Origin of the sequence: Synechococcus sp. HIMB2401 (genome assembly GCF_042883245.1) — a bacterium.
Taxonomy (GTDB): domain Bacteria; phylum Cyanobacteriota; class Cyanobacteriia; order PCC-6307; family Cyanobiaceae; genus Parasynechococcus.
On the sequence record NZ_JBDJKK010000005.1, the window covers coordinates 115,971 to 138,374 of the forward strand.

Below are 22,404 nucleotides of genomic sequence, written 5' to 3' on the forward strand. Positions count from 1 at the left end.
GAGAAATTTAATAATTACAACCAAGACAGCAAAGGCTCTTTTATATCTGGAATTACTTCTTGAGTTGAGGGAATAATTCCAGCCTGAAATTTTTGATCAAAGAATACTGATGACATGTACCTAACAACTTCAACAGACTCCACAGGATGACTACCAATCGCAACTTCTGCAGCTAAAACAAATCCTGATATGCCAAAAGATAATAGGTTATAAATATCAGATATCTCTGCTCTTGACGGCAACTTGCTCACCATCATCGAATCCAAAACATTGGTCGCGACATAACAAGGCGTATCTCGAGTGACACATGTTTTTATAACTTTATTCACAATTCCCGGGATCATAGATATTTTTATTTCTCTCGACAAATCACCTCTATCAATTAATATACCATCTGCTTCTTCTACAATATTTTCGAGATCTAATAACCCTTGTCTATTTTCAATTTTGGCAATTATTTTTGGTAAATTGTCTTCACTCCATCCAGCCTCTCTAAGCATATTTTTTACTTGAGTGATACATTTCGACGAACCACAAAAGGAGACATAAATCTCCTTTATTCCATGTCTCAATGATTCACTAATACACTCAAGATCAAACGAAGTAAAGGCAGGTAGCTGTAAAGACTTTCTTGATATATCAACCGCTTTATTAAGATCAATTTCTCCTACATTAACCACTTTAGCGAATAAAATGGATTGAACTTTATCGACACTTGATACTTTTACAATTAGTCCATCAAATCCTATTTTTATTTCATCACCATCATCAATTTGGTCAAAAAATTGTTTATGCGTCAGGCCTATATCGATATACTTCGCCGATTGTCCGTCAACTAAATCATAATAGCCAATGGAAATTTTTTCGTCAATTGTATTATATTGCTTTCTCTTAAGAAAGGAGATTCTCACTTGTGCACCTTGTGTATCTAATGAGGGTTCGACATCTGCAATTTTAAATTGCTCATAATAATAATCCAAAAGTTCTCTGTTTGAATGAGATAAATTAATTCTAAAGCTATTTAATCCTTTGGATTTTAAGTTTTTAAGTGTATTGAGGTTAATTGAAGCAGGTCCAATTGTTCCTATAACTTTAATCATTGGTTTAGGCCTGAAACTGTGACTCAAGTGAGTCAATGATTTCATTGATAGGGGCAATAGGCATATCACGTAGATCGAAAGCCTTGTAATCTCCAGTCGTATAACCATAACGTTTGCACCATTCTACACTGAAGTTGTCGATATAATTTAATCCAAAGGATTCAGCAACGGTTCTTTTTTTGGCGCCACCCAAGGCGATTGGCAAGTTGGCATCAATCAAGGGATTGCTATTAAACTCTTCTAAGCTTATTTGACATTCGTTTAAAATAATTGAAAACAAATCAGTTGTCGATACAAGTTCTTCTTGCGGCTGATGAATATGTTTATTTTTAGAAGTCTTTACAAGCAATGTTGGCCTCCAAAGTTTTTCAATAGTACCAGTTGATCCCTTGATAAAGCTTAATTCAGTTTTTATTGTAGATGGCTGATTTTGCGAACCATTATCGGAGTAAAGAATAATAGTATCTTGTTCTGAAGATTGTTCGAGAATATTCCCAAGTATTTCATCTACTTTTTTCAACTGAGAAAACTCCCTCGCAGCAGTATCATACCCACTATCTAATATTCCCAATAACCTATTCGAACGACTCTGCTTAGAATGAATGAAATCAAGCTCGTCAACACCCCAATCAAAATCACAATTTTTGTAAAACAAGGGTCCCCGATGAATTGTATCAATATCCACAAATACCAAATCAAGTTTACTCTTAAATTGATCTCTTAGGCTTTTTAGATGATAGGGAATAAGGTCTATTGTCGAATTTTCTATTGAAATATCAACACCCTCGAGAAGGTTCCAATACGCAGAAGTAATTGAAGATGACTTGATAGAAACTGATTTTAGTCTTTTCTCTCTAAGGATGCTTGTTAGTTTTTGTGTTTTGATTCCATACATATTGTAAGCAGCATGACTTATGGCGTCATGTATAGATCCTGCCTGACTAAATGAGTATTTTTTTCTAGTAAATCCTCTTACAGTTTGAGGGTCTAACTTTAAAAAACTTGCAGTGATTTTTGGATGCATTCCAGTATGTAGTGAATGTGTGCATGGATAAGTCCAAAATCCTGTGGACGTAAAATTCCTAAAAGAAAGAGAATCTCGTCTAATCTTTTTTAAAGCCGGTAGCTTGTCCATATATTCCTTATTATCAAAAATGGTAGAATCTAGAGAATCAACAAATATTACATATGTTATTTTTTTTCTTTTCTGTTCATGATCTTCACCACTTGTTGATGCTTGCTCTGCAGCTTGAATCAACGGATCTTTATATTCACCAAGCACAGTTACTTTCGGCATTTTCGACAATCTTTCATCGAATGAAACTGAGAAAAACTCAAATCCTTCATTCTTACACATTTCAACAAATGATGTGTAATTTTGGAATAGATCAAGAAGAGCCTTCCCAGAAATAAGCTGGGTATAACTTCTCTGCTGATCTTTAAGTAAACCAAATAAATGAATTCTATGTAACCTAACTTCTTGACTTGCCCAAACGGATGCTTTATTAGAGATGAGTTGTAGAGCTGATTGTGCGTGCTCTATAGAAAATAAATTTCTCCATTCATATGAGAAACAAGCATAATCTCGACTGGGAATAATTTCATCGTATGTACTTCTCGTGCCTTCCGTAAGGCTCCCCCTGCAATAAAAATATTTTTCATTGGTTATCGGTGCAAGGCAAAGAGGCAAGGAGCTTGAAAAGTCTAAATCAGAGCTTTCGCCAACCCTATATCTGATACGTGCATGGCAATCATAAGACTCGCGCCTATCTTCAACTCTACAATTAAAGTAATTGCTGTCCAAAATTTCATCGACCAAACTCGCCAATCTCCTACAATCCTGTGTATCCTTAATACTTGCATTTACAGCAGAAAGTTCAATCAGTTTCTTGTTGAGCGGCTTCTTAAAATTTTGATGAAAAAATTCTTCGTCAATCACCTTAGAAAGCTAATACATGGAAATCCTCTTCAGTATACGATGCCTAGCCAAAAAAAATCCAGGCAATCTGAAAATAGACTCCAATAGATTAATTTTTAAACTTAAGCAACTCAGTTTGCGAGGATTCACAAGACTTTTTCAGATAAAAAGCATGGATTTCGGCTCAAACATTTATTTTATCTTGTAAATACCAAGACGCCTTAAGCTATTGGGAAAACGTAGCTATTTACTGGCACATTGACACACATTTATCTTGAAAATCTGATAGAGAAAATCATCTATATTCTGTCGAGCTCTAATCTCCATCCAAGAACGGAAATCAGTGCATATAGGACTTTGATCTATTATTTATAAGCACGTAATTCAACCAAAATGGCGCTATGCGAGTTTATTTGGCAATGACATGGCAGAAGAATTAATGAGGCCATCCGTATCCTTTGTTGCACAATAGAGGCTCTTTTAAAGTCACTCGCATTCGTAAATTGGAATCAGGTTGATTAATATGAAAAGACCTAGGCCACTTACATACTAAATTTACACTAGCCAGGGTCAAAATCCTGAGCACGGGCGTCATCGACCGGTGGACGACTAGAGCGCCTTCCCCACGTTAGTCGACTTCTCTATCAGATCTCTCATCTGGTTGATATCCAATGTCAAAGAATTCATCGACAAATTTTCTTGGCATATAACGCAAACAACAACGCATCCAACTATTAATTGAACTCTGCTTAGGCTTGACAAAAATCAGTGTGCTGTTTTTTTTGACTACAACATAAGCAGATTTTGCAGCCCCTAAAACAACCGATACCTTTGATATTCAGGCGTTTAAGGGTTCCCACAACTGGCCTGAGGCGAGCACCCCGAAAGGATCCCTCTCCATTCCAAGTTCATTGACTCAATCCGACGGATCCTCTGAACTGGTGAACAGGTTGAGTTGCCGTAACAGCTCCGGTAAAAGAGATGCGTCCCTGGCGCGATCAGGCCCTGTAGTGAACACCACCAGCAAGCTGGGTGGCAGCTGTTCGGACTTCTGGAACCAAGCTGCGTCATGACGGGCCTGACTCATCCAGCCGGCCTTGCTCCAGATGAGTGCGTCATCGGGCAGGCCCTCACCGAGAAAGCCATCCACCTGGTTTTCAGGATCAGCGCGACGCTGCTTTTGGTCAAGCGAGCGCTGCAACAGACCCTGCAGCCGACGACAGGCCGGCGGCGACACCACCGCACCGGTCATAACAGCCTCGAGCATCCGGGCTGTCGCAGCCGTGGACAAGCCGTTGCGATTGCTGTTGTCAGCCCCATAGAACATTTTTTCCCGGCCGTAGGGACCGTCACCCCAGGTCTTCTGGCAGCAATTCACCGCCTCAAGTTCCGGCCAAGCCAAGCTCTGCAACCAGCCATTGATCAAGCGACGCTGCTGCGTCCAAAGCTCCCAGCCTTCGCCATGAAGGACAGGGCCGCTGGTGGTGCCTGTGAGCAGATCAACCACAAGCCCCGTGGCATCGTTGCTGGAGTCGGCGATCATGTCGCGCATCGCGCGCCGCAATTCGTCGCTCTCAGGGATCAGGTCCCTTTGCAGCCACTGCTCAACGGCGACGGCATAAAACAGCTTCACCACGCTGGCCGGATAGAGGATCCGGTCTTGGTTCCAGGAAGCACCACGGCCCTGACCCGCCTCCGGTGCAGCGTCGTCGTACCGCACCCACGTGACCGCCAGGCTGTTGCGTAGCCCCGGGCGACCGTCGGCATCGAGCCCATCGAGGGCCGCCTCAAGCCGAGCCGCCATTGCGGGATCGGGACGGTAGAACGCCATAGCGATTCGATTGGGCCATGGCGACGTTAGGCACCCTGCTGGCCCCGGACCTGATTCAGACGGGCTCCTTTTGGCAGCTGTGCGCTGACGTGAATGGTTATTCGCGATCTGACGGCGCGAGTCTGACCACCCAGGCCTGTCGTGGACGCCGCTTTCGCATTCTGAAGAGGCAGCGCAAGAGGATCGCTGTTCAGCTGCTGGAGGATGGTTACCGCTGCTGGCTCGAAGTCGAGGCGGTTCTGGGGCGAGCTGAGCGATGCGCAGCCTGGCGACCGTCGCCGCTTAGCTCCTCGGAGATTGAACGACGTCTGCCTGGCGTTCTCGCCTGGAGCGAAACTGCCCAGCAGCGTCCCAATGTCTACCTCTGGGGAGGCACCACGGAACCGGACATGGATTGTTCCGGTCTGATGCAGATGGCCTTCGCCAGCCAGGACATTTGGATTCCACGAGATGCCTACCAGCAGGAGCGGTTCTGCCAACCTGTTGCCGCTCTGCCCGACGATCACAGCCTGCTACGCCCGGGAGATTTGCTGTTTTTTGGCACACGGCGGCGTTGCACCCATGTGGGGCTCCATCTCGGCGAGGGCCGCTACCGCCACAGCTCAGGCCAGGACCATGGGCGCAATGGAATCGGCATCGACACCCTCTACAGCAGCGATCAGCACCCGGTGGCATGCCACTACAGGGCTGAATTCCGCGGTGCAGGCCGTGTGGTGCGTTGCCATGACGGATCGCATGTCTCCTGACGCTGTCAGCCGGATTGACCGGGGCCCTGCTTAAGTTGAGCGACTCGCAGCGCGACCGGCATGAGTACACCCCTGAATCTCTCGGTGGTGGTGCCGCTGTACAACGAAGAGGAAAGCCTGCCCCAACTGGTTGAGCAGCTCCTCTCAACACTGCATCCAACCGACGAGACGTTTGAGCTGGTCCTGGTCGACGACGGATCCAGCGACCGCACCGCGAAAGTGCTGGCCCAGCTCAGCGCAGAGGTGCCCGAAGTGGTGGCTGTTCTGCTGCGCAAGAACTATGGCCAAACCGCAGCCATGGCGGCTGGGTTTGATGTGGCTGGCGGAGAGGTGATCGTCAGCCTCGATGGAGATCTTCAGAACGATCCGGCCGACATCCCCATGCTGCTGGCCAAACTGCGGCAGGGGTATGACCTCGTGAGTGGCTGGCGCCATCAGCGCCAGGACGCCGCCCTCCAGCGCAAACTTCCCTCCCGGATCGCCAACCGCTTGATCGGCCGGGTGACTGGGGTGCGGCTGCATGACTACGGCTGCTCCCTCAAGGCCTATCGACGCGAGGTGCTCTCAGACATGCGGCTCTATGGAGAGCTGCATCGCTTTCTTCCCGCCCTGGCCTTCATCGAGGGTGCACGGATCACCGAAGTGAAGGTGAACCACCGGGCGCGTCAGTTCGGCAGCAGCAAGTACGGGATCGATCGCACCTTCCGTGTGCTGATGGATCTGCTCACCGTCTGGTTCATGAAGCGTTTTCTGACCCGACCGATGTATGTGTTCGGCTTCGGTGGACTTCTGGCCATCGCCGCCAGCTTGATCACCAGCACCTATCTCCTGGTGATCAAGGTGATGGGAGGTGACATTGCCAATCGCCCACTGCTCACCCTGGCAGTGGTGCTTGGCTTAGCGGGCATTCAACTATTCTGCTTCGGGCTTCTGGGCGAACTGCTGATCCGCACGTACCACGAAAGCCAGGACCGACCCATTTATCGCATCCGCGAAACGTTGCGCGGCGGCCGGGTCGGCTGACGGGTCGGGGCAGCGGCCGGCGCGCCGCGGAACGGTTCGATCGCAGCAGCAGCTGCTTCCACCACACGCGCATCGCTGTCCCGCAGCGCTTGACGCAGCAGGGGCAGAGCCGAACGGTGCCCCCATCGGGCGGCCAAACGAACGGCGCGCAAACGCTGCTCGGGTCCAGCCTCCATATCGGCCTTGAGACGGCGCCCCAGGGCAAGACGCTCGAGGAGACTGCTCGGCGCCGTCCAGGACTCCAGGGAAACATCGATGGACTCCCCATCAGCGGCAGGCTCAATCACCAGTTCCAGCTGGGCACGATTGATTTGTGCGACACGGCTGGCATCCGTGCTGGAAAGCATCGGCTTCACCGGCTTCCTGCGCAACCAGAGCACCAACGTGAGCAGCACGACGGCACCGGGGAGGAGAACGTTCTGCATGCGGATTGAACTTTTATGTCGCCGTCGGGGCCTAAAGCAGGCCGTAAGAACGGACCTACTTACAGTAGCTGCGAAGCTTTTGGCCTCGACATGACTGGAGATTTCGCTGCTGCCTGGCTGCCTGCGATTTTCGTGCCCATCACCGGAATCGTGTTCCCCGCAGTGTTCATCGTCCTTGTTGGTCGAGTGATCACCGCTGCCGAGTGACCGCGACCTGCGGACCGTTTCAACCCCTCAGCACTCGTAACCCATGACCGTCACTCCTGCTGCTGATCCCTGCGTCGGCAACCTTGCGACACCCGTCAACAGCGGCTATTTCATCAAGGGCCTTATCAACAATCTGCCCCTGTACCGCCCCGGGATTTCCCCGAACTTCCGTGGTCTGGAAACCGGCGCAGCCTTCGGTTATCTGCTCTACGGGCCCTTCACCATCTGTGGCCCCCTGCGTGCCACGGAGTATCAGCAAACCGCTGGCCTGTTGGCTGCCATTGGCGCTGTGCACATCCTCAGCCTGCTGTTCCTGCTTTACAACCAGCCCGGCAAGCAACCCAACATCCCCCCTGCTGATGTGACGGTTGAGAACCCCCCCGCCGACCTTTTCACCCGCACCGGTTGGGCTGACTTCACCAGTGGGTTCTGGCTCGGTGGTTGCGGCGGTGCCGTTTTCGCCTGGTTCCTCTGCAACACCGTTCACGTGCAGGAACTGTTCAAAATCGCTGCTGGTGTCTGGAGCGTTGGCTGAAGCCATACACCAATACCGCTAAACGAATCCATTCATCCCCCGGTTGCCTGGAATCAGGCAACCGGGGGATTTTTCCTGGCAGGATTCATTCATATTTGAGACGCCCCGGTGCGGTCGATCTCCCAGCCGTTTCTTCGGCGGCCGGTTCTGACGGTCGTCTGCAGCCTGCTGATCCTTTTGGCGGGCTGCTCGGCGTTGTTCGGCCTGGGCCTGGAGGATCTTCCGCCCCTCGCTCCCACCCGGGTGAGTGTGAGCGCCAGCTTCCCGGCGGCTGCACCGGAGGTGGTGGAGCAGAGCGTGACCCGGGTATTGGAACAACAGCTGAATGGCCTTGAAGGGGTCGAAAGCATCAGCTCAACCAGCAGGCAGGGCGGCGCCAGCATCTCGTTGCGCTTCAACGCGGGTGATCCCGAGCTGAATGCGATCAAGGTTCAGAACGAGGTGAACCTGGCCAGCCGCCGGCTGCCTCAGGCCGTAACGCGCCAGGGGCTCCAGGTGCGGCGCTCCTCGGAAGACCTGTTGATGATCCTGGGTTTCAGCCACCCGCCGGATCAATACGTCCCCACCTTTCTCACCGGCTGGCTGGACCAGACCCTGCGGGACGCGCTGCTCAGCACACCAGGCATCGGTGATGTGCGGATCTTCGGCAGCAGTGAACTCTCCTATCGCCTGTGGTTGGATCCGCAACGCCTCGAACAGACCAACCTCACCATTGGCGATGTCAGCCGAGCCCTGGCTGAACAGAACGTTTTGGCTGCCATTGGCAGCATCGGGGCTGCCCCAATCCCAGCAGGCCAAGTGCTGAGCCTTCCGGTGGAAGCGGAAGGGCGTCTTCGGAGCAAATCGGATTTCGAGAATCTCGTCTTGCGCCGGCTCGACAACGGCGGGCTGCTGCGCCTGAAGGATGTGGGACGGGTAGCACTCGGACAGCGCAACTACGGACGCGAGGCCATAAATCTGGCTGGGGAGCGTTCGGTGGCCGTGGGGGTCTACCAGCGAGATGGGGCCAATGCCCTGGAGTTGAGCAAGGCAATCAAGCGCAAGCTGAAGCAGTTGGAAGCGAGCTTTCCCCCGGGCATCGAGCTCTCAACGATCGTGGATGTGGCCGACACGATTCAGGCCAACCTCGATCGCACCTTCATCACCTTGCGCGATGCCGTGCTGTTGGTGCTAGTGGTGCTGGTGCTGTTTTTGGGCCGCTGGCGTCTCGCCCTGATCCCTGGCCTTGCCTTGCCGGTGGCGCTAGTGGGAAGCCTCAGCCTGGTGAAACTGAGCGGTTCCAATCTCAACAGCCTGATCCTGTTTGGGCTGGTGCTGGCTACCGGGATCGTTGTGGATGACGCCATCGTCGTGAGCGAAGACATCGCCGGACGCATCGAACGGGGCACACCCCCCGAACAGGCGGCCGAAGACGCCATGGCTGAGCTGGCGATGGCCATTGTGGCCACCTCATTGGTGCTGGCAGCAGTGTTCCTGCCCGTGCTGCTCATTCCTGGATCGATCGGACGTCTCTATAAACCGATCGCCCTGGCCATCAGCGGAGCGATCCTGTTCTCCACCTTGAATGCGCTCAGCTTCACCCCGATGGCCTGCGCCAGGGTGTTGGGCCCAGGGGGCGGCCGTCTTCCTGGGGCCATCGGCAAGCTCAGCCGCTGGCTTCGGCAGGGCATGCAAACCCTGCAATCGCAATACGCGAAACAACTCGAGCACTGGCTTCAGCGCGAGCGACGCATCGCCCTCGTGCTGCTGAGCGGCCTTGTCATCACGGCCTCAGGATTGGCGGTGATGCCGACGGCGTTCATCCCCGATGACGACCAAGGCCAGATCCGTGGCTACTTCACCCTGCCCGACGGAGCCAGCCTTGAGCGCAGCGTGGTCGTGATGGACGACATCAGACGCGTCGTCAGCGAAGAGCCCCTGGTGCGCACCGGCAACTTTTATGCCGGCAGCTCCTTCGGACAGAGCGGAGAAGACCGTGGATCGTTTTACCTGCGCCTTAAGCCACTCAAGGACCGACCTGGCAAAGAGCAGAGCAGCAAGGCCATCAAACGCCATCTCAATCTCAAGATTCAGCAACGGGTTGGTGATGCCAGGGTCGTGCTGATCACACCGCCAACCGTGCGGGGCTTCAGCAGTGAATCGGGACTTTCGCTGGAACTGCTGGACCGCAGCGGAGGACAACTCAGCTTGGAGCAATTCGGCAAAGTCGCCCAGAATTTCATCCAGACTGCCAAGGCGACAGACCGATTTGAACGGGTGAGCACCCGCTTTGATGCCAGCTCCCCCCGCTGGCGGCTGGAGCTCGACCGCGACCAACTGGCTGCTCTCGACCTCGACTACGGCACAACGCTGAGGGAGATCGGCACCGCCTTCGGCGGCCGCTACATCGATGACACCTACGACGACGGTCGAATCCGCTCCATTGTTCTGCAGCTGGAAGGCAGCGAGCGACGTCGGCCGGAAGATCTCACGGGGCTGATGGTGCGCAATCGCAAGGGTGAGCTGGTGTCGGTGGCCAGCGTGGCGAGCCTGACCCTCGAGGAGGGCGTCAACAACATTCGCCACTACGGACTCAACCGGGCCATCCGGATCACAGCCATCCCCGCGCCAACGGTCAGTAGCGGTGAAGCCATCAATGCCCTAACCCAGGCCGGAGATCGCATTGGAGGCAGCAACATCGGCCTGGCCTTCACGGGACTGGCGTTGGAGGAACAACAGGCTGGGCAGGTCACCTGGGTGCTGTTCGCCCTCGGCGTGACGGTGGTCTATCTGCTTCTGGCCGCTCTCTACGGGAGTTTCATTGACCCGTTGATCATCCTGCTCACGGTGCCGATAGCCCTGCTCGGAGCTCTGATCGGCTTGAAATTGCGGGGCCTTCCCCTGGATGTTTACGGCCAGATGGGACTCATGGTGCTGGTGAGTCTGGCGGCCAAGAACGGAATTCTGATCGTGGAATTCGCCAACCAGCGGGTGGCGGAAGGCCTGGCCCTGCGCGACGCCGTTGTGGATGCGGCCGTGAACCGGATGCGCCCGATCCTGCTGACAGCGGTCACATCCCTGGCGGGTTTCCTGCCGCTTCTGTTCGCTCAGGGCACGGGAGCCGCCAGCAGGATCAGCATTGGCACTGTGGTGTTCAGCGGACTGCTGGTGGCCTCATTGCTGTCCCTGTTTGCCGTCCCTGCCGTTTATCTGATGCTGAAACGCGATCGAAGGCCCACCGCGTAGGGTGCGCTCTCGATCCAATGGTTCTGCTGCTGGAGGGAACGATGACAATCACCCCACGCGCGACAACGGTAACCAGTTCCCAGGCGCAGTTCTTCGATTACGCTTCAGCAGCCAATCCTCTGCAGCAGGGGCTGATCAGCACGATCCCCTACCGCAGCTTTTCGGCCAGTTTTTTTGATCAAGCCGGAACGGCCCTGCAACCACTTGATTTGAGTGCCGACTTGCAGTGCGAAGGCCCGGCCACGGGTCCATCGCTCTGCGGCAACTTCATCCGACTGGATCATGGATCCCTGCGCACCCATGCGGATGCGACCAGTCAGTTGTTCTTCGTGGCCCGAGGCCATGGGCAAACTGAAGCCTGCGGTCAAGGTTTTCACTGGAGCGAGGGAGACACGTTCGTGCTTCCGGCGGGCGGTGAAGCCATTCACAGCAGCGAAACGCACGCAGGCCTGTATTGGGTGCACGATGCCCCCTTGCTTCGTTATCTGGGGGTGAGCACCGTGAAACCGGTGTTCGAACCCTGCTTCTACAGCCATGAGGATGCTCGCGCGCAGTTGGATGCCATCGCCAGCCATCCCCGCGGAGCCAACGCCAATCGCGTGAGTGTGCTGTTGGGAAACAACGCCTTCCCGCAGACGCGCACCGTCACCCACACCCTCTGGGCCATGTTGGGAATCCTCCCCGCAGGCCAGGTGCAGCGGCCCCACCGACACCAGTCAATCGCCCTTGATTTTGCGGTGGCCTGCCAACCGGGTTGCTACACGATGATCGGCACCGAGCTGGATGAGAACGGAATGATCCGCAATGGGCACCGGGAAGACTGGGCAGCCGGCGCAGCCTTCGTGACACCGCCCGGCTACTGGCACTCCCACCACAACGAATCCGGCGCCGACGCCTACGTGCTGCCCATTCAGGATGCCGGCCTGCACACCTATCTGCGCACTCTCGACATTGCCTTCAGCAACAGAGGCCGGGCTGACTTAACTAACACACCGTAGCCAACCCAACCTCAACGGGTGAGCAATTGATGGTTCACCGAGCTGAGGGCACCGTGTTCTGAATAGCGACGTGAAATGCGCTCGAGGCGCGTTACACACGACAGCCAAAGCGCTTCGATGTTGAAGGGCTGGTGCGGATGAATCTGGGCCGGCGCCAGAAAAGCGCCTCCATCCGGCAAAAAGATCCAGCGATCAAGATCGCCTGCGGCAAAACAGATGTTGTCCCCTGGCGAAGGGTGGTCGCAGCGCCAGTCACCGATCAGCTGATGTGGCTCCAGGGGTGGACGTTCCAGGGCTGAACTGCCAGCGAGGAACTCACGGATCAGCACAATCCGATCCAATTGCCCCGCACCATCCCAAAGCAGCACCAAGCGATGACGGCGTTGCTCATGCAAGAACCCGAACTCGGCATAGAGCTTGGTCCAGGTGGAGCGGTGAAGCGTCCCCCTTGAAAAACTACCGGTGCCGAAGACCCCCATGTCGGGATCCAGCCGCGTGAAGCATTGAACGATCCGCTTTTCAGGCTCGCCGGTAGGCGGTTGATGGGGAGAACTCGATCCCGCCCCCTCAGGCCAGAGCAGCAGAGTCAGATTCAGTGGCACACCGGAGGGAGCCGGTTTAAGCGTGAGCAGGGAGGGCTGACGCTTGGTGCGTTGAAGTGTCCGGTCCAGGCTGTCGAACCAGCCGCGCCACTCACCAACGTTGCGCTGCAGGTGCTCCCATTCGCCCACGTTCAGCCCGATCCCGATCGAGGCCTGAGGCTAGAGAAGGCCCAGAGCAAGACGAGAACAACAACGCGGTCCAACAGAACCACTGCGAAGCACAGACAACAAAAATCCCCACCCGGCGAACCGGATGGGGACGTTTGAAACGAGGAACGACTCGTCGCGGGTTAATTCAGGAAGGAATCAACCGAATTTCCCTGAAGTCGAGGCAATCAGGAAGGCGGCATACGTCAGGACATAGCCAACCGTGAAGTGAGCCAAGCCGACGACACGGGCCTGAACGATGGACAGTGCCACAGGCTTATCGCGGTAACCCATCATGTTGGCGATGGGGCTGCGCTGGTGAGCCCAGACAATAGTCTCGATCAGTTCCTGCCAGTAACCCCGCCAGGAGATCAGGAACATGAAGCCGGTGGCCCAAACCAGGTGTCCGAAGAGGAACATCCAAGCCCAGACGGCGAGGTTGTTGCTGCCGAACGGGTTGTAGCCGTTGATCAACTGGGAGGAGTTGAGCCACAGGTAGTCGCGGAACCAGCCCATCAGGTAGGTGCTGGATTCGTTGAACTGGGCCACGTTGCCGGACCAGATGGCCAGGTGCTTCCAGTGCCAGTAGAAGGTCAGCCAACCCACGGTGTTCAGAGCCCAGAAGACAGCCAGGTAGAAGGCGTCCCAGGCAGAGATGTCGCAGGTGCCGCCACGGCCGGGGCCGTCGCAGGGGAAGGAGTAGCCGAAGTCCTTCTTGTCGGGCATCAGCTTGGAGCCGCGGGCATCCAGGGCACCCTTCACAAGGATCAGGGTGGTGGTGTGCAGACCCAGAGCAATGGCGTGGTGAACCAGGAAGTCACCAGGGCCGATGGGCAGGAACACATCGGTGTTGCCATTGATCGCGTCCAGCCAGTAGTGCTCACCAGGAATGTTCTGGGCAGCAAGGCTGGCGGAGCTGGAGGCGTTGGAGAGCAGCACGTCCATTCCGTACATGGCCTTACCAGAGGCGGCCTGAACGAACTGGGCGAACACGGGCTCAACCAAGATCTGCTTCTCGGGGGTACCGAAGGCAACAACAACGTCGTTGTGGACGTAGAGGCCGAGGGTGTGGAAACCGAGGAACAGGGAGACCCAGCTCAGGTGACTGATGATCGCTTCCTTGTGCTCGAGCATCCGAGCCAGGACGTTGTCCTTGTTGGCTTCAGGGTCGTAGTCACGGATGAAGAAGATCGCACCGTGGGCGAAGGCACCACACATCAGCGCGATGGCGATGTACTGGTGGTGGGTGTACAGGGCTGCCTGAGTTGTGTAGTCCTTCGCGATGAAGGCGTACGACGGCATCGAGTACATGTGCTGCGCCACGAGGCTGGTGACCACGCCGAGGGAGGCGAGAGCCAGACCGAGCTGGAAGTGCAGGCTGTTGTTGATGGTGTCGTAGAGACCCTTGTGGCCAGCGCCGAGGTCACCGGGGGTGCCCTTCGGGGGGTTGTGGGTTTCGAGGATCTCCTTGATGGAGTGACCGATACCGAAGTTGGTCCGGTACATGTGGCCGGCGATCACGAAGAGGCAACCGATGGCCAGGTGGTGGTGGGCGATGTCCGTCAGCCAGAGGGCTTCTGTCTGAGGGTGGAAACCACCAAGGAAGGTGAGGATGGCGGTGCCTGCACCTTCGGAACTACCGAAGACCTGATTCAGAGAATCGGGGTTTTCGGCGTAAACACCCCAGTTGCCGGTGAAGAAGGGTCCAAGACCGGCGGGATGAGGCAGAACGTTGAGGAAGTTGTCCCAACCAACGTGCTGACCGCGGGCTTCGGGGATCGCAACGTGAACCAGGTGACCGGTCCAAGCGATGGAGCTGAAGCCGAAGAGGACAGCGAGGTGGTGGTTCAGACGCGATTCAGCGTTTTTAAACCAGGCCAGAGAAGGACGGAACTTGGGCTGCAGGTGCAACCAGCCGGCGAAGAGGGCCCAAGCCGACAGGATCATCATGAAGATGGAACCCTGATACAGCTCGGCATTCGTCTTCATGCCGATTGTGTAGAACCAGTGATAAAGGCCTGAGTAGGCGATGTTCACCGGGGAGGAAGCACCCGCTTGGGTGAAGGCGTCAATGGCGCCTTGACCGAAGTGGGGATCCCAGATTGCGTGAGCGATGGGGCGCACGTGCAGGGGGTCGGCGACCCACTGCTCGAAGTTGCCCTGCCAGGCGATGTGGAACAGGTTTCCCGAAACCCACAGGCCGATGATCGCGAGGTGACCGAAATGGGTGGAGAAGAGCTTCTGGTAGAGGCGCTCCTCCGTCATTCCGTCATGGCTCTCGAAGTCGTGAGCCGTGGCGATCCCGTACCAAATACGGCGGGTTGTCGGGTCCTGGGCCAGACCCTGGCTGAACGAAGGGAATTTCGTTGCCATTAGAGGGAGAGGTCAGGAGAGGTCAGCCGACCACAAGAATGTGGGCGTGGAAGAAGGCCCACGTGGTCGCAATTCCGCCCAAGAGGTAATGGGCAACACCCACGGCACGGCCTTGGATGATGGAAAGAGCACGGGGCTGGATGGCCGGAGCCACCTTCAGCTTGTTGTGAGCCCAGACGATGGACTCAATCAGTTCCTGCCAGTAGCCGCGGCCACTGAAGAGGAACATCAGGCTGAAGGCGAACACGAAGTGGGCGCCGAGGAACATGATTCCGTAGGCGGCCGTGTTCGAGCCATAGCTGTTGATCACCTGAACGGCCTGAGCCCACAGGAAGTCACGCAGCCAGCCATTGATGGTGATGGCGCTTTGGGCAAAGTTGCCGTTGGTGATGTGCGCGACGGAACCGTCGGCATTCACCGTTCCCCAGATGTCGCTCTGCATCTTCCAGGAGAAGTGGAAGATCACAACAGACAGGGAGTTGTACATCCAGAACAGGCCCAGGAACACGTGGTCCCAAGCGGAAACCTGGCAGGTGCCACCACGACCAGGACCATCGCAGGAGAAGCGGAAGCCCAGGTTGGCCTTATCAGGGATGAGGCGGGAGCTACGGGCGTACAGGACACCCTTCAGCAGGATCAGCACCGTCACGTGAATCGTGAAGGCGTGGATGTGGTGAACCATGAAGTCGGCGGTGCCGAGCGGCATGGGAGCAGCGGCAACCTTGCCGCCGACGGCGACAACAGAACCGTTGAACACTTCACTCACACCCGCGAGGGCGTTGGGAGCTGTGCTGCCAGCAGCTGCGGCGTGCACGTTCTGAATCCACTGAGCAAAGATCGGCTGAATGGAGATCGCCGAATCGCTGAACATGTCCTGGGGACGACCCAGGGCACGCATGGTGTCGTTGTGGATGTACAGGCCGAAGCTGTGGGCTCCAAGCCAGATGCAGACCCAGTTGAGGTGACTAATGATGGCGTCGCGAGCCTTGAGCACCCGATCCAGCACGTTGTCGATGTGCTTGGCGGGGTCGTAATCGCGAACCATGGCGATAGCGGCGTGAGCGCCGGCACCAACGATCAGGAAGCCGCCGATCCAGATGTGATGGGTGAAGAGCCCGATCTGGGTGGGGTAATCGATCGCTTGGTACGGATACGGAGGCATCGCGTACATGTGCTGAGCAACGATGATGCTCACTGAACCGCCGATGGCGAGGTTGACCGCCAGCTGGGCATGCCAGGAATTGGTCATGAAGTCGTAAAGACCGTCGTGACCGTTGGTGGCAGGGAACAGCAGGGGATCACCCTTCTGACCTTCGTGGATCTCCTTGATGGAGTGACCGATGCCCCAGTTGGTCCGGTACATGTGACCGGCAACGATGAACATCACGGCAATCGCCACATGGTGATGAGCGATGTCGGTCATCCAGAGGCTTCCCGTCACAGGATTCAAACCACCCTTGAAGGTGAGGAAATCGCTGTAGGCAGCCCAGTTGCCGGAGAAGAAGGCACCGACACCAGCACTGAAGCCGGGATACAGCTGCGCCAGCAGGTCCTGATTGAAGAACTCGTGGGGCAGCGGAATGTCTGCAGCCGAAGCGATGGTCTTGCCATTCAGCACCAGCGGTTGGCCGGCGTCGATGGCATCCATCAACTTGGTGACAGGGGCAGACACGTGGATGACGTGACCAGCCCAGGACAGTGAACCGAGACCCAGCAGACCTGCCAGGTGGTGGTTCAGCATCGACTCAACGTTCTGGAACCACTCCAGCTTCGGCGCAGCCTTGTGGTAGTGGAAAACACCGGCGTTGAGCATGAGGCCGGCCATCACCAGGGCACCGATGGCCAGAGCCATGAGCTGGGTTTCGCTGGTGATGCCCCAGGCCCGCCACATCTGGAAGAGGCCTGAAGTGATTTGGATGCCTTGGAAACCGGCACCCATGTCGCCGTTGAGGACTTCTTGGCCGAAGACGGCCCAGACCTGCTGGGCGCTTGGCTTCACATGGGTGGGATCAGCAAGCCAACCGGAATAGTTGGAGAAGCGGGCGCCATGGAAGAAGGCACCGCTGAGCCAGATGAAGATGACGGCCAGGTGGCCGAAATGAGCGGAGAAGATCCGCCGAGAGACCTCTTGAAGGTCGCTCGTGTGAGCGTCGAAGTCGTGAGCGTTGGCGTGAAGGTTCCAAACCCAGGTGGTGGTTTTGGGACCTTTCGCGAGAGCTCGGTCGAAGTGTCCGGGCTTGCCGAACAGCTCGAAGGTTGCTGGATTGTCAACCTTCTCGACCTGGCTTTTCGCGTCACTCCCACGCTCAGGTGGGCTGATGGTCATCGAGTCGTTCCTCGAGGGACGGGTTTCGAGGTGGTGGGCCACCCCTCCGAAGGGCCGAAGCCAATCGGGGCCCCGAACAAGGATTCACAAGGAATCGGTGTTCGGGCGTCAGTACAGCAAGAGGTCGAAACCCCTTGCCTGCACTGAAGCTGGGGCCCCAAAGAGGGGACCGCTGGCGGAAGCATAGGGGCGGAGTAGGGGGTTAAAGGGCCCTGAGTTACAAAGGTTCAATCCCGTGGCGAGCCAGTCAGCGACAGGCGTCTGCAGAAGGCTGAGAATCAGCGAAACAACAAAGATCTCAGGCAGTAAGCAACACAATTTCACGCATATTTCCTTCCTAAATAACTAAAACTCTGCCGCTGAAGGGCGGATTGTTCAGAATGATCGGATCTGTTAATACCCGATGCGTCGCCCTGGCCTGAAGTCGATATGGGCTGTTCTGCTGGCAGCAGTGCTGCTTCTTGGTGCCGGCTTACCTGTTCATGCGCGCCCTGGATTCTTCAATCGCGATGCAGGGTCCGCTGCCAAACCGCTGCCGAGTTCAGCCCCCAGCGGGAAGCTCCAGGAAGTGGCTCCTCCAGGGGCAGTGCAACAGCTGCGCCAGAACCTGCAACAGCACCGCCCCTCCCTGCGGCTGATCGATCCAAGCAACGACAGCATCGTTTCTTCTGACGCCCTTGAGCTGCGTTTCGAAATCGACGACTGGCCCCTCAGCAGCGACCCCGAATTGGGCCTGGGGCCCCATGTGGTGCTCCAAATCGACAACCGCGCTCCCCTACGACTGAGCAAAAGCGATGGAAACCGCCTGAAGGTCCGCATCGATGACCTGGAGGCGGGCAGTCATCGGTTCAGCGCCTGGGCCGCTTACCCCTGGGGAGAAGCCGTTCAAGCACCGGGGGCCTCAGTCCAGGGACGCGTGCACCTCTGGCAAAAACTGCAGGGCACACAACCCGAACGTGATGCCCCCTGGCTGGTCCCTGTCTCACCGGCCGGAGAGCAGGGCCTGCAACCCCTGTTGGTGGATTGGCTGATCTGGAATGCTCCGCTGCAAAACCTGCGGGAGGGCGATGGACGCTGGCGACTCCGCATCAGCATTGATGGGGACAGCTTTTTGGTTGATCACCAGGAAGCCCTTTGGCTCAAAGGATCGAACGGCTCAGGCAGCCATGACATTCAGATGGAACTGCTGAATGGGCTGGGCGAGCCAATCACACCGGTCTTCAACAACCAGCTGATTCATCTGAAAGCCGCATCCGGTGCCAAACCGGGCTGGATGCGCCCACGCCTCACCGAAAGCCAGCTCGCGCGCCTGAGCGGCTCCCCTGAGCCTGACGTTCTGGAGGTGGTCGAATCCTCGCCAGAGCCTCCTCAAAAGACTGAGGAGAAACAACAGGAGAAGACAGAACAGCCCCGAGACCTTCCTCAGGCTGAGCTCAAAGCAGAGGTCGTCGTCAAGGACGAGGTTGAAACCAAGCCCAAGGCCACCCCCGAGCCCGCGGCACCAGAGGAAAACGAAGAGCAGGATCCTGAGCCAGCCCTTATTGAACAGCAGCTTGCTGAGCAGCCACCTGCTGAACAGCCATCCAAATCAGAAGCTGCTCGGCCCACTCCTCCCACTCCCGCCCCGGGTGAGCCAGCGGAGCCTCAGCAGCCAGCCGACGAGGAACCCAAGCTGAAGCCAAGCAGCAGCCTGGGAGGATCAGCCCGTGAGTTGCTCAACAGCGATGGGCGCTTGCGCAAGCCCTGATCCGGATTTCCTGCCCTGAACCCCACATCTGCCGCTCCCGCTCTGGGCCTAGGACTGAGCCCCAGCGCCATGCCGCTGTTGGAGCGTTTGCTGCTGCGCGGCCACATCGACCGGATCAAGCCAGTCGATCAAGACATCTGCATCGCCCTTGATGGGCACTGGACGGCAGAGAACGTTGTTTTGTTCGTGGGCGCCGTGGGAGCAGTGACGCGCCTGATTGCAGCTCGGATCCAAGGCAAGGAAAAGGATCCAGCCGTTCTGGTGCTTGACCCGAAAGGAGAATTCATCATTCCGCTGTTGGGAGGCCATTCCGCAGGGGCCGAACAACGCGCCCGGGAAATCGCCATGGATCTCGGCGGGCAGGCGGTGATCACGGGCGCCTGCGCCCATGAAGGACGTCTCCCCCTGGATGCCTTTGGCGAGAGCTGGGGCTGGAAACGCAGCGGATCGGTGGCCCATTGGCGCGATCTGATGGTGCGGCAATCCCAGGGATCCAGCATCAGCGTTCACCAGAGCAGTGGATCCACCACCTGGCGTGGCCCTGAAGGCCATCCCTTGCTGCACAACATCGATCCCAAGGATGTGCCAGACGCCGCTGATCTAGTGATCGGAGCGCGCCGTCGGGGTGATTGCCAGTGGCATCCAGCCACGCTCTGGATAGGCATCGGCTGTGAGCGCAACACCAGTGTTTCGCTGGTGAAGAAGGCCATTGCCGAGGCCTTGGCAACAGCAGGACTGGCGGAGGAGGCGATCGCCGGCATCGCCAGCGCAGCGCGGAAATCCGATGAACCGGCCCTGCAAGAGCTAAGCCGCACCAGGGCATGGCCGTTCCGAACCTTTGCGGAGCATGCCCTTGCATCCATCGACGTGCCCAATCCCTCCGAAGTGGTGCGCCAGGAAATGGGGACCGCTTCGGTGGCTGAAGCAGCGGCCTTGCTGGCTGCGGGCGAACAAGGCCATCTGATCCAGCCCAAGCGAATCAGCCGTCCGGCAACAGGGGAGCAGGGTGCCGTGACGGTGGCCATTGCCGAGGCGGCCCTCCCCCACGCGCCAGAGAGGGGCGAACTCCATCTGGTGGGGAGTGGTCCAGGGGATCTGTCCCTGCTCAGCGGAGACGCCAAAGCGGCCCTCTCCCGTTGCTGCGCCTGGGTTGGCTACAGCCTCTACCTCGATCTTTTGGAGCCCCTGCGCCGGCCGGATCAGGTTCGATTCGATGGCCAGCTCACCCGGGAATGGGACCGCTGTGCCGAAGCGCTGCGCTTGGCCCAACAAGGGGCCAAGGTTGCTCTGATCTCCTCCGGCGACAGCGGCATCTACGGCATGGCGGGATTGGCTCTGGAGCTGCTGCTTCAGCAACCCGAGAAGGAGCGGCCCAGCTTCGCGGTGCATCCCGGCATTTCAGCCTTCCAGCTGGCCGCCGCCCGGGCCGGAGCGCCACTGATGCATGATTTCTGCTGCGTGAGCCTCAGCGATCGCCTCACGCCATGGGCCGTGATCGAAAAGCGACTGGAGGCCGCCGCCGCTGGAGATTTTGTGCTCGCTCTGTACAACCCACGCTCCAAGGGCCGGGACTGGCAGCTGGGACACGCCAAGGAAATCCTGCTGAAACACCGCCCCCCCACAACCCCGGTGACGCTGGCGCGGCAGCTGGGCCGCGCAGAGGAATCCCGTGAGCTCACGAGCCTTGAGCGCTTGAAGCCGGAATCCGTGGACATGCTCACGCTGGTTCTGATCGGGAACAGCAGCAGCCGTGCAGAGGATGGCTGGATGGTGACGCCGCGGGGCTACCCCGGGGCGAGTCTCCAATGAGCGCCAAGCCTTTTTCGGCCTAGCTCAGGCCTCCATCAAGACCAGGCAGTGCCATGCAAACCAAGAATCGGGATGACAGGATTCGAACCTGCGGCCCCTTCGTCCCGAACGAAGTGCGCTACCAAACTGCGCCACATCCCGGCTCTGCAATCTTAAAAGATCGCAGTGAAGCGAAATCCCGGCAGATCTCAGCAGCGACTAGGGTCATGGACTGAAGATGCTTCGCCGTGCTCAAGCCGGAGTGGTTGCGCGTTAAGGCTCCGCAGCGCGAGCGAATCGGCGCCGTGGCTGACCTGCTGCTGGACTTGAACCTGAACACGGTCTGCCAAGAGGCAAGCTGCCCCAACATCGGCGAATGCTTTGCAGGCGGCACAGCCACGTTTTTGATCATGGGGCCCGGCTGCACCCGCGCCTGCCCCTACTGCGACATCGACTTCGACAAGAGCGTGCGCGAGCTCGATCCCACCGAGCCGCAACGGCTTGGGGAGGCAGTGGCCCGTCTGGGCCTGAAGCACGTGGTGATCACCTCAGTGAACCGCGACGATCTCGCCGATGGTGGAGCGTCCCAGTTCGTGGCCTGCATCGAACAGGTGAAGCAACGCTCACCGCTCACCACGATTGAGCTGCTGATCCCCGACTTCTGCGGCAACTGGGATGCCCTGGCAACGGTGATGGCCGCCGCCCCCCACGTGCTGAACCACAACATTGAAACGGTGCCGCGGATGTACCGCCTGGCGCGGCCCCAGGGCATCTATGAACGCTCCCTCGAGCTGCTGCAACGGGTGCGGGACCAATGGCCCAAGGCCTACAGCAAGTCGGGCCTGATGGTGGGGCTCGGGGAAACCGATGAAGAGGTGATCGAGACGCTCCGGGATCTGCGCAAACACAAGGTCGACATCGTCACCATCGGTCAGTACCTCTCACCTGGCCCCAAGCACCTGGCCGTCGACCGCTTTGTCACCCCGGCTCAATTCGAGACCTACAGAACAGTGGGCGAAAAGGAGCTGGGCTTCCTCCAGGTGGTCAGCACACCACTCACCCGCAGCAGCTACCACGCCGGCGAAGTACAACGGCTCATGGCCAGCCATCCCCGCTGACGGGGATCCATTCCTGCACCTGCCAGTCCACGAGGCCATCGCGGATCATCGGGTCGTTCTGCACCCACGCCAGGGCATCGGCATAGGACGACGCTTCAAAGATCAACAAACCCCCGCCGCCCGGACGCCGATCGCCATCCACCAGGTAGCCGCTGCGTAGACGGCGGCCTACTGCAGCTTCCCCTGAAACCCAATGGCGGTGAGCCTCCAGGGTGGGTCTCCGCTGCTCAACGGAGAGAGCGGCGGCGACGGCCGTGAAGGTTTCGGTCTTGACGAACCAGGCCACGGACTGGGG

The 22,404-nt window shown here is 57.0% G+C and carries 17 protein-coding genes and 1 tRNA gene; 9 read left to right on the top strand and 9 right to left on the bottom strand.

The genetic code is table 11. The features are described 5' to 3' along the window. Positions 1 to 14 precede the first annotated feature (14 nt). The 3 genes from AAXE93_RS11480 to AAXE93_RS11490 form a co-directional block, all read right to left on the bottom strand. Positions 15 to 1,100 (bottom strand): pyruvate kinase, encoded by a 1,086-nt coding sequence (locus AAXE93_RS11480; RefSeq protein WP_390130867.1) that lies wholly within the window; start codon positions 1,098 to 1,100, stop codon positions 15 to 17. 4 nt (positions 1,101 to 1,104) lie between these two features. Further along, the gene (locus tag AAXE93_RS11485) at positions 1,105 to 3,039 is read right to left on the bottom strand and encodes a hypothetical protein (protein WP_390130869.1); all 1,935 of its coding nucleotides are present in this window, start codon (positions 3,037 to 3,039) and stop codon (positions 1,105 to 1,107) included. Between the two features lie 895 nt (positions 3,040 to 3,934). After that, positions 3,935 to 4,849, bottom strand: a complete 915-nt coding sequence (locus tag AAXE93_RS11490) for a serine hydrolase (protein ID WP_390130871.1) — start codon at positions 4,847 to 4,849, stop codon at positions 3,935 to 3,937. Positions 4,850 to 4,866: 17 nt separating this feature from the next. On the opposite strand from AAXE93_RS11490, the gene AAXE93_RS11495 reads away from it, so the two are divergent. Together AAXE93_RS11495 and AAXE93_RS11500 are read left to right on the top strand one after the other, a co-directional pair. Next, a complete protein-coding gene (locus AAXE93_RS11495; protein ID WP_390130873.1) occupies positions 4,867 to 5,595 on the top strand; it encodes an NlpC/P60 family protein in 729 nt (242 codons plus the stop codon). Positions 5,596 to 5,655: 60 nt separating this feature from the next. Next, positions 5,656 to 6,618, top strand: a complete 963-nt coding sequence (locus tag AAXE93_RS11500; RefSeq protein WP_390130875.1) for a glycosyltransferase family 2 protein — start codon at positions 5,656 to 5,658, stop codon at positions 6,616 to 6,618. Here the strand turns inward: AAXE93_RS11500 and AAXE93_RS11505 are convergent. Further along, positions 6,576 to 7,043: a HEAT repeat domain-containing protein gene (locus tag AAXE93_RS11505; RefSeq protein ID WP_390130877.1), complete on the bottom strand. Its 468-nt coding sequence runs from the start codon at positions 7,041 to 7,043 to the stop codon at positions 6,576 to 6,578. The two genes, AAXE93_RS11500 and AAXE93_RS11505, sit on opposite strands and share 43 nt — an antisense overlap. 90 nt (positions 7,044 to 7,133) lie before the next feature. On the opposite strand from AAXE93_RS11505, the gene AAXE93_RS11510 reads away from it, so the two are divergent. The 4 genes from AAXE93_RS11510 to AAXE93_RS11525 all read left to right on the top strand — a co-directional run bounded on the left by AAXE93_RS11510 (position 7,134) and on the right by AAXE93_RS11525 (position 12,008). Then, complete coding sequence (locus AAXE93_RS11510) at positions 7,134 to 7,250, top strand: photosystem I reaction center subunit VIII (protein ID WP_006851672.1); 117 nt, start codon at positions 7,134 to 7,136, stop codon at positions 7,248 to 7,250. 43 nt (positions 7,251 to 7,293) lie between these two features. After that, complete coding sequence (locus AAXE93_RS11515; protein ID WP_011363361.1) at positions 7,294 to 7,785, top strand: photosystem I reaction center protein subunit XI; 492 nt, start codon at positions 7,294 to 7,296, stop codon at positions 7,783 to 7,785. A gap of 108 nt (positions 7,786 to 7,893) precedes the next feature. Continuing rightward, positions 7,894 to 11,010, top strand: a complete 3,117-nt coding sequence (locus AAXE93_RS11520) for an efflux RND transporter permease subunit (protein WP_390130880.1) — start codon at positions 7,894 to 7,896, stop codon at positions 11,008 to 11,010. Positions 11,011 to 11,051: 41 nt separating this feature from the next. Continuing rightward, positions 11,052 to 12,008, top strand: coding sequence for a cupin (locus tag AAXE93_RS11525; RefSeq protein WP_390130882.1), 957 nt, complete (start codon positions 11,052 to 11,054; stop codon positions 12,006 to 12,008). Between the two features lie 11 nt (positions 12,009 to 12,019). Here AAXE93_RS11525 and AAXE93_RS11530 read toward each other — a convergent pair whose 3' ends face one another. From AAXE93_RS11530 to psaA, 3 genes are all read right to left on the bottom strand, one after another. Then, complete coding sequence (locus AAXE93_RS11530; protein WP_390130884.1) at positions 12,020 to 12,739, bottom strand: DUF3598 family protein; 720 nt, start codon at positions 12,737 to 12,739, stop codon at positions 12,020 to 12,022. Positions 12,740 to 12,916: 177 nt separating this feature from the next. Further along, positions 12,917 to 15,130, bottom strand: a complete 2,214-nt coding sequence (gene psaB / locus AAXE93_RS11535; RefSeq protein ID WP_114987216.1) for a photosystem I core protein PsaB — start codon at positions 15,128 to 15,130, stop codon at positions 12,917 to 12,919. Between the two features lie 22 nt (positions 15,131 to 15,152). Further along, positions 15,153 to 17,456, bottom strand: coding sequence for a photosystem I core protein PsaA (gene psaA / locus AAXE93_RS11540; protein ID WP_115010450.1), 2,304 nt, complete (start codon positions 17,454 to 17,456; stop codon positions 15,153 to 15,155). A gap of 403 nt (positions 17,457 to 17,859) precedes the next feature. Here psaA and AAXE93_RS11545 point away from each other — a divergent pair, with 403 nt between their 5' ends. Continuing rightward, positions 17,860 to 19,203: a hypothetical protein gene (locus tag AAXE93_RS11545; protein ID WP_390130887.1), complete on the top strand. Its 1,344-nt coding sequence runs from the start codon at positions 17,860 to 17,862 to the stop codon at positions 19,201 to 19,203. A gap of 69 nt (positions 19,204 to 19,272) precedes the next feature. Next, positions 19,273 to 21,012, top strand: a complete 1,740-nt coding sequence (gene cobJ, locus AAXE93_RS11550; protein ID WP_390130889.1) for a precorrin-3B C(17)-methyltransferase — start codon at positions 19,273 to 19,275, stop codon at positions 21,010 to 21,012. A gap of 67 nt (positions 21,013 to 21,079) precedes the next feature. Here cobJ and AAXE93_RS11555 read toward each other — a convergent pair. Further along, positions 21,080 to 21,153 (bottom strand) — tRNA-Pro (locus AAXE93_RS11555). Positions 21,154 to 21,239: 86 nt separating this feature from the next. On the opposite strand from AAXE93_RS11555, the gene lipA reads away from it, so the two are divergent. Next, positions 21,240 to 22,109, top strand: coding sequence for a lipoyl synthase (gene lipA, locus AAXE93_RS11560; RefSeq protein ID WP_390130891.1), 870 nt, complete (start codon positions 21,240 to 21,242; stop codon positions 22,107 to 22,109). Here lipA and AAXE93_RS11565 read toward each other — a convergent pair. After that, positions 22,087 to 22,395, bottom strand: coding sequence for a YciI family protein (locus AAXE93_RS11565; RefSeq protein WP_115132369.1), 309 nt, complete (start codon positions 22,393 to 22,395; stop codon positions 22,087 to 22,089). The two genes, lipA and AAXE93_RS11565, sit on opposite strands and share 23 nt — an antisense overlap. Positions 22,396 to 22,404 lie beyond the last annotated feature (9 nt).

Excerpts from the sequence above, each read along its gene's own strand:
- AAXE93_RS11495 (WP_390130873.1), top strand. The coding sequence starts at position 4,867 with ATGGCGACGTTAGGCACCCTGCTGGCCCCGGACCTGATTCAGACGGGC.
- psaB (WP_114987216.1), bottom strand. The coding sequence starts at position 15,130 with ATGGCAACGAAATTCCCTTCGTTCAGCCAGGGTCTGGCCCAGGACCCG.
- AAXE93_RS11510 (WP_006851672.1), top strand. The coding sequence starts at position 7,134 with ATGACTGGAGATTTCGCTGCTGCCTGGCTGCCTGCGATTTTCGTGCCC.
- AAXE93_RS11500 (WP_390130875.1), top strand. The coding sequence starts at position 5,656 with ATGAGTACACCCCTGAATCTCTCGGTGGTGGTGCCGCTGTACAACGAA.
- cobJ (WP_390130889.1), top strand. The coding sequence starts at position 19,273 with ATGCCGCTGTTGGAGCGTTTGCTGCTGCGCGGCCACATCGACCGGATC.
- AAXE93_RS11505 (WP_390130877.1), bottom strand. The coding sequence starts at position 7,043 with ATGCAGAACGTTCTCCTCCCCGGTGCCGTCGTGCTGCTCACGTTGGTG.
- AAXE93_RS11490 (WP_390130871.1), bottom strand. The coding sequence starts at position 4,849 with ATGGCGTTCTACCGTCCCGATCCCGCAATGGCGGCTCGGCTTGAGGCG.
- AAXE93_RS11525 (WP_390130882.1), top strand. The coding sequence starts at position 11,052 with ATGACAATCACCCCACGCGCGACAACGGTAACCAGTTCCCAGGCGCAG.
- AAXE93_RS11545 (WP_390130887.1), top strand. The coding sequence starts at position 17,860 with ATGCGTCGCCCTGGCCTGAAGTCGATATGGGCTGTTCTGCTGGCAGCA.
- AAXE93_RS11480 (WP_390130867.1), bottom strand. The coding sequence starts at position 1,100 with ATGATTAAAGTTATAGGAACAATTGGACCTGCTTCAATTAACCTCAAT.
- AAXE93_RS11515 (WP_011363361.1), top strand. The coding sequence starts at position 7,294 with ATGACCGTCACTCCTGCTGCTGATCCCTGCGTCGGCAACCTTGCGACA.
- psaA (WP_115010450.1), bottom strand. The coding sequence starts at position 17,456 with ATGACCATCAGCCCACCTGAGCGTGGGAGTGACGCGAAAAGCCAGGTC.